The sequence below is a fragment of the Spirillospora sp. NPDC049652 genome (genome assembly GCF_040675125.1).
Lineage (GTDB): Bacteria > Actinomycetota > Actinomycetes > Streptosporangiales > Streptosporangiaceae > Spirillospora.
Genome location: NZ_JBFAOF010000432.1, coordinates 1 through 5,698 on the forward strand (window position 1 = coordinate 1; position 5,698 = coordinate 5,698).

Here is a 5,698-nt window from a genome sequence, read left to right on the forward strand (position 1 = left end):
CCCCGATCGCTGTGACCGCCGCGGCGCGGCCGAGTACCCCTGCGGCGCGGCCGAGTACCCCTGCGGCGCGGCCGACTACCACCGCGCGCTTGCTGCTCGAAGTCATGTGAACTCCTCTGGTGACGGGCGGGTCAGCGGGCCAGCCGGGCGAAGACCACGAACCGGTGGCTGTCGGACCAGCGCGGATAGCAGGTGATGAGCGTCGCCCAGCGCTCGGTCGGACGGCGTCCGGGGTGCATGGGGACGGGCGCGACCACCTTCGTCTCCGACGGCAGGATGATCTTCGTCCCGGTCACCCGGTAGGTGTAGTGCCGCCTGCCCGCGACCAGCACCACCGCGTCGCCCTCCGCCATCCGCTCCAGCTCGGCGAACGGCTTGGCCCCGGTCGTGCGATGGCCCAGGTAGACGGCGTTGCCGATCCGGCCGGGCGCGGCGGTGCCCGGGTAGTGGCCGATGCCCTGGTGGAGGACCTGGTCCGAGACGCCCTCGCGGACGCGGCCGTCGATCCCCAGCTTCGGAACGATCAGCCTCACCGGCTCCTGGACACGCCCCTTACGGAAAGCCCGTCCGATGTGCCGGGACGGCCCTCCGCCACGCGGGTACGGCCTGGCGCCGTGGCGCGCCGCCGGTCCGGGACGGTCCGGGATCTGCGCGGCATGGACGGGCCCGGCGAGGCCGGCCCAGCCGGTGAGACCGGCCGTCGCGCCGGCGAGAAGCTGTCTGAGCTGCACGCTCTCCTCCTAGCGGGTGCTGTTCGCGGGGACCGGCGTCCCGGCGTCGCGCGACCTGCGGCCGGACGCCTCCGGCCGCAGGCGGCAACGCACCGCCGGGCCGGGCTGCAAGGAGTGGGAGCCCGGCCGGGCGGTGCGCTGTCAGAAGACGGAACGGAACCGGGCGCCGTCCGGACGCCCGGCCCGCTCAGTCACCGAGGAAAGGGATCTTCTTGCCGGCGACGCTCAGCGGCAGGCCCTCGATCGGCAGCCGCGGCGGCACCTGCGGGTCGTTCGGACCCGAGTCGGGGCCCGGAACCGGGATGCCCGCGGACCGGATCAGCTTGCGCAGGGACTTGGCCATCGGCGACATCTGCTCCGCGTTGACCTGGCCGCCCGGCCGGATGTCGGTGGGCGCGTCGGCCCGAGCGGCGGCGAGGCGCAGGGTCGAGGGCAGGGCCTCGACGCCCGGGCGCGCGTGCTCGGTGCGCGGGAAGTGCGGGCGCGAGTGGAAGGGACGCGGGTAGGCGTGCGACGGGTGGTAGGAGTGCGAGTAGTACGGACGGGGGTGGAAGGGCATCGGGTGGTACGGGCGCGGGAACTCGGAGTGCGGGCGCCCGAGGTGGTCGGCGTACGCGTAGTCGGCCTGGCCCTCGTGGCCGGCGTGACCGGCATGGTCGGCGGGCCGCCCCGGCATGTGCGGGACCGGCACGGGACCGTGGCAGTCGGTGTGGCCGCAGACCCGGTGCGGCGCGGCGGGGACGGTGCCGGCGAGGGCGGAGCCGCAGGACGGCCCCATCCCCATCGCCGTCAGGCCGCCCGCGACGAGCGCGGCGCGGCTCACGTGCTTGGCCCAGTTGCGCATGTTGTGCTCCTTTGCGTTTTCGGCGGAACGCGTCGCCCACCGCCCTGCCATGCGGAGAGAACGGACGGAAACGGGCGACCATCGCTTGTTGGGTTCGGTGTCCGCGGACGGCGGCGCGCCGCGGCGGACCGGGGCCCGGGCGTCCTTGCGGCCGCGTTGTCGCGGGACCTCGGCACCGGAATCCCCGAGTCGCGCATTCTTCGTCCAGCGCGGGGGAACCGTGGCACCGGAACTCGCCTCACTGGCACGCACATTGTGTCAGCCGGAGTGTCGCGCCGGGGGCCAACTCGCCGATGCGCTAAACAATCGGTGCCGCCGGAGAACACGGTTTCCTTGATCAACACCGGACGTTAACAAGTCATGTGATAAGCCCCTTCCCGGGCGTCACTTCTTTTGCCGGACAGTCGGAAATGCCCGACTCAGCTGAAGGGCATTCCCGCAACAGGCAAGGATTTTGCAAAACACGTTTGTCTCGCCTGACCCGAGGCGAGGCTGTGGGGTGCGATGGTCGGACGCTGTGGCGCGGCTCGCGTCGGCGGCGACGCAACGACAGTTGAATGGAGAACTCATGCGGAAGCGACAGGCTGCTGCGGCCCTCCTCGGCGGCGTGGGGCTGCTGGCCCTGATGTCCACGCCCGCCATGGCGGGCGAGAAGCCGACGCCGCGCAACTTCCAGGTCATCGGTATCCAGACCTGCCGCTCCGTGGATGTCGCCGGCCTCGGCGCCGCCATCCACAACCTCCTGGGCATCGAAGACGAGCACGGCGACTGCGTGAACGGTGGGGAGCTCCAGAAGATCAAGGTCAGCCGACGGTAACGGGCGTCTTGGAGGCGAGGGTGCGAACGGGGCCGCCCGGCCTGGTCCGCACCCTCGCCGTCTCGCCCGGCACCGCTCTCACCGGCACTGCTCTCACCGGCACGTCTCTCACCCGCACGGCCCTCACCGGCGCGTCCTCTCCACCGAGCCCGCGCGCCGTCCCCGCGGCGGTCGTCCGACGGTCCGCCTCGATGTCCCTCTTCTGAAGCACCCGTTTTCCGCAGCACCCGTTTCCTCCGCCCCCGGTCATCAGCACTCTGGCTCCCCCCGGGCAGGCGAGGATGAGTCAATCCATGGGCCGCCCCGACCAACCGGGCGGACGCGACCAGAGCAGGACGCTCTGGTGCGCTGTCGGCGAAGGAGCCCTCGGCGGGCTGCTCGCCGCCCTTCTCGCCCTTTCCCTCTGGTATCTCCTGCCCGTCGCACCGCCGACCACGGCCGAGCGCTGGCTGACCGTTCTCGCCACCGCCACCGTCGGCGGATTCGTCGCCGCCGCCGAACGCCTCCGGCGCAGACCCCGGCCTCCCGACGCCGCCTCGGAGAACGAATAGGACACCCTCGCGGGCTGTTTTTTCACATAGCCGCTCGCGCCGGTCACGGTTCGCCTACGATGTGAAGGCACGTCCAAAAACCCGCGGAGGCAGGTGCTAACGCATCTCTTCCGATGCAGATCTTTTCCAGTACAGATCCACGAGAACGGACCGCGGCCACTTTCCGCCCGCTTCGGCGGACGTGGCCGATTCTTCCCCCGGTTCCGGACTTCACCATCGGTTCGCGATTTCACCGTCCATGCCCGCCGCCTTCTCCGGGCGGGCGAATCACGACTCGTCCGCGTCGGCCCCGAGCGCGCCGTCCGGCCCGCTTCGTCCTCGCATCGGCGGAGCGGCCCGGGGCGTCCCTGCCACCTTCACGCCGCGTCCTTGCCGCGTCCTGCCGCGACCATGTCGCGTCCATGCCGCGACCGCGACCGGCGAACGCCTCGCGAGGGCGTCGCCAGGGCCGACGAGCACGACAGGGGGGATTCGATCCATGTCCTGGATTTCCGACTGGTTCCATCGTCCGGCGCCCGCCCCGCGAGCGGCCCGCACGCCGGCACCCGCGTCCACAGCCGCCTCGACGCGGACTGCGGCCCGGGCGGCGGCGCCGAGCCGGGTCGGCGGAGGGCCCATGACCGCCGCGCCGGACCCGTCCGTGTACCGACCGGACGGCGGCGGGCCGTCCGCCACCGGCGAGACCCGCCACCTGGAAGAACTGCAGGTCGTCGTGTTGAAGCTGTCCGGGCTTCGATGCAGTCTCCAGGTCCCGGCCGACGGCCCGCCCTACCTCAGCATCTGCCGTCCCGAGGCCGTCCGGATGAGGCGGACCGTGTGGTGCGAGCGGACGCCCCGGACCGCGAGCCTCGCCGCCGAACTCCTCGGCGACCCGCTCTTCGGCGACCAGTTCTTCGACGACGAGCCGCCGGGCTGCTGCTCCCCCTCGTCCACCGACACCTCGTGCGGCTTCGTCTGGGAGTTCGGCCCCATCGCGCCCGCGCACGAGGTGTTCGAGGCGGCGATCGTCATCATCAACACCATGGCGGCGGCTCACCCCTCCGGGGGACCCGCGACGCGGTGATCCCCTCCGCCGGGGGAGTCGGCGTCCCGGCGTGAGTCGGCAGGGTGGTGCCCGTTCCCGATCACCGAACCGGTGCGCACAGAACGGACCACGCCCATGAACGCCAGGAACATCGCCGTGCTCGCCCTCGCCGCCGCGGCGGCGGGCACCGCCGCCGTCGCCACCACCGCCACGGCCTCCGCCGACGGCGGCGGCACGACGCACAGCCCGTCCGCGCCGCACCGGCACCAGGCCGCGAGCCTGGTCGGCTCGGCGGAGATCCGCCGCACCTACCAGCGCGACGACGACGTCCGCGCCTTCACGATCGACGCGCACGCCGCGCCGTACACCCGGCCGCTTCCCGGCACGGCCGGGCGGCCCGGCCTGCCCGGCTCGCCGGCCGACGCCACCGGCACCGTCACCGTCTCGCACTCGTCGGTCGTGCGGGGGCAGAAGGTCACCTTCACGGCGCGGGCCGCCGTCGACTCCCTGGTCACCGCGCCGGGGTACGCGTCGGTGACGGCGGTCGTCACCTCGACCAGCCCCGGCGGTCCGCCGTGGGTCGGCAGGAGGCTCGGCTTCAGCGTGTACGACGCCGGGAAGGACGCGCCCGGACACTCCCGCGACCGGCTCGGCTACTCGTGGGAGCTGGTGAACATGAGCAAGGGCGGCGACGGGGCCTGGAGCGACGAGACCACGGTCGGCACGGCCATGGCGCCCGCCCCGTTCGCCCCCGTGACCAGGGGCGGGTTCACCGTCACCCACGCCGACCTGCCACCGGTCCCGGGGAGCTGACCGGCGCCGGGACGCGCGCCCGTACGGCAGGGAGAGGTGCACCTACCAGCGCGGATACAAATCACTGGCCACCGCCTCCGGCGTCGGCGGCGTTCGGGAGTGTCGCCCGCGCCGCAGGCCACTATTCGGTGGACGACGCGAGCGGACCCGCCGGTGCGACCGGCGTCCGCCCGCGCGCAGCGCCCGCCGTTGCTCCGCCCGAGGAGGACAAGTGAGCACGCTGAACCCCTGCTGCCCGGACTGCGGGGCCCCGGTCGCCCATCCACACACCGAGGGCTGCGCGGTCGCCCGCTGCCTGTACACCGGCGGGCGGCGTCTCTCCTGCGGGTCCCGGCACCGCGCCGACCTCGAACTGGACCACGCCTGCGGCGGCGACGCGTGGACGGGGCGGTGGCCCGGCGAGGCCGAGGCCGCGGAGTTCGGCTGGTGGGCCTGCTGGGACGGCCCCGGTCCCGAACACGGCTGGGACTACCAGGGCCAGGGCTGGATCCAGGTCCCGGCGGGCACGCCCGGCGCGGTCCCCGACCTCGACCGGCTCAGCACCGACGCCCAGTGGGACCGTGACGCCCTGCGCTGGGTCCGCCGCGTCAACAGCTGAACGGGTGCGGCCGCGGGGCGGCCGGGCCGGTCGCCTCACCGCGTCCTCCGGCCGCGCCGCACGGGTCAACGCCCGGGCGGGCACAGCCGCCGGGCGATCCGGCGGGCGCAGAAGTCGGCGCCGTGCACGAACCGCATGACCGGCCCGAAGCTCGCGGCGGACGCGAGGCCGGTGAAGAACAGCCCGGGGGCGGTGGACTCGAAACCCGCGTCCAGCCTGGGCGCGCGGCCGATGCGGGCCACCTCGCGGCGCAGCTCCGGCGAGAGGATGCCGACCCGGTCGACGTCCGCGCTGAAGCCGGTGGCGGCCAGGACGTGGTC

8 protein-coding genes and 1 pseudogene are annotated in these 5,698 nt (G+C 73.5%); 6 read left to right on the forward strand and 3 right to left on the reverse strand.

From position 1 onward, the window contains the following. Positions 1 to 131: 131 nt before the first annotated feature. Entirely contained in the window at positions 132 to 731 is a 600-nt protein-coding gene (locus AB0J52_RS24285) for a class E sortase (RefSeq protein ID WP_500184395.1), read from the reverse strand. 187 nt (positions 732 to 918) lie between these two features. Beyond that, positions 919 to 1,575: a hypothetical protein gene (locus AB0J52_RS24290; protein WP_500184397.1), complete on the reverse strand. Its 657-nt coding sequence runs from the start codon at positions 1,573 to 1,575 to the stop codon at positions 919 to 921. 568 nt (positions 1,576 to 2,143) lie between these two features. Between AB0J52_RS24290 and AB0J52_RS24295 the strand changes: the two genes are divergently transcribed. From AB0J52_RS24295 to AB0J52_RS24320, 6 genes are all read left to right on the forward strand, one after another. Further along, on the forward strand, positions 2,144 to 2,392 hold the full coding sequence (locus AB0J52_RS24295; protein ID WP_500184399.1) for a hypothetical protein: 249 nt from the start codon (positions 2,144 to 2,146) through the stop codon (positions 2,390 to 2,392). Positions 2,393 to 2,412: 20 nt separating this feature from the next. Continuing rightward, positions 2,413 to 2,598 (forward strand): hypothetical protein, encoded by a 186-nt coding sequence (locus tag AB0J52_RS24300; protein ID WP_500184400.1) that lies wholly within the window; start codon positions 2,413 to 2,415, stop codon positions 2,596 to 2,598. Positions 2,599 to 2,685: 87 nt separating this feature from the next. Then, positions 2,686 to 2,943: a hypothetical protein gene (locus AB0J52_RS24305; protein WP_500184402.1), complete on the forward strand. Its 258-nt coding sequence runs from the start codon at positions 2,686 to 2,688 to the stop codon at positions 2,941 to 2,943. A gap of 616 nt (positions 2,944 to 3,559) precedes the next feature. Next, complete coding sequence (locus AB0J52_RS24310; protein ID WP_500184403.1) at positions 3,560 to 4,006, forward strand: hypothetical protein; 447 nt, start codon at positions 3,560 to 3,562, stop codon at positions 4,004 to 4,006. Between the two features lie 96 nt (positions 4,007 to 4,102). After that, positions 4,103 to 4,780 carry a hypothetical protein gene (locus AB0J52_RS24315; protein WP_500184404.1) on the forward strand — a complete coding sequence of 226 codons (678 nt, stop codon included), beginning with the start codon at positions 4,103 to 4,105 and terminating at the stop codon, positions 4,778 to 4,780. A gap of 211 nt (positions 4,781 to 4,991) precedes the next feature. Continuing rightward, positions 4,992 to 5,378: a hypothetical protein gene (locus tag AB0J52_RS24320; protein WP_500184405.1), complete on the forward strand. Its 387-nt coding sequence runs from the start codon at positions 4,992 to 4,994 to the stop codon at positions 5,376 to 5,378. A 65-nt stretch (positions 5,379 to 5,443) separates the two neighbouring features. Here AB0J52_RS24320 and AB0J52_RS24325 read toward each other — a convergent pair. Then, a pseudogene (locus AB0J52_RS24325) lies at positions 5,444 to 5,698 on the reverse strand (FAD-dependent oxidoreductase); the annotation flags it as partial.

What these genes read in the sequence shown, in the direction of transcription:
- AB0J52_RS24290 (WP_500184397.1), bottom strand. Translation starts at nt 1,575, where the DNA reads ATGCGCAACTGGGCCAAGCACGTGAGCCGCGCCGCGCTCGTCGCGGGC.
- AB0J52_RS24295 (WP_500184399.1), top strand. Translation starts at nt 2,144, where the DNA reads ATGCGGAAGCGACAGGCTGCTGCGGCCCTCCTCGGCGGCGTGGGGCTG.
- AB0J52_RS24305 (WP_500184402.1), top strand. Translation starts at nt 2,686, where the DNA reads ATGGGCCGCCCCGACCAACCGGGCGGACGCGACCAGAGCAGGACGCTC.
- AB0J52_RS24310 (WP_500184403.1), top strand. Translation starts at nt 3,560, where the DNA reads ATGACCGCCGCGCCGGACCCGTCCGTGTACCGACCGGACGGCGGCGGG.
- AB0J52_RS24315 (WP_500184404.1), top strand. Translation starts at nt 4,103, where the DNA reads ATGAACGCCAGGAACATCGCCGTGCTCGCCCTCGCCGCCGCGGCGGCG.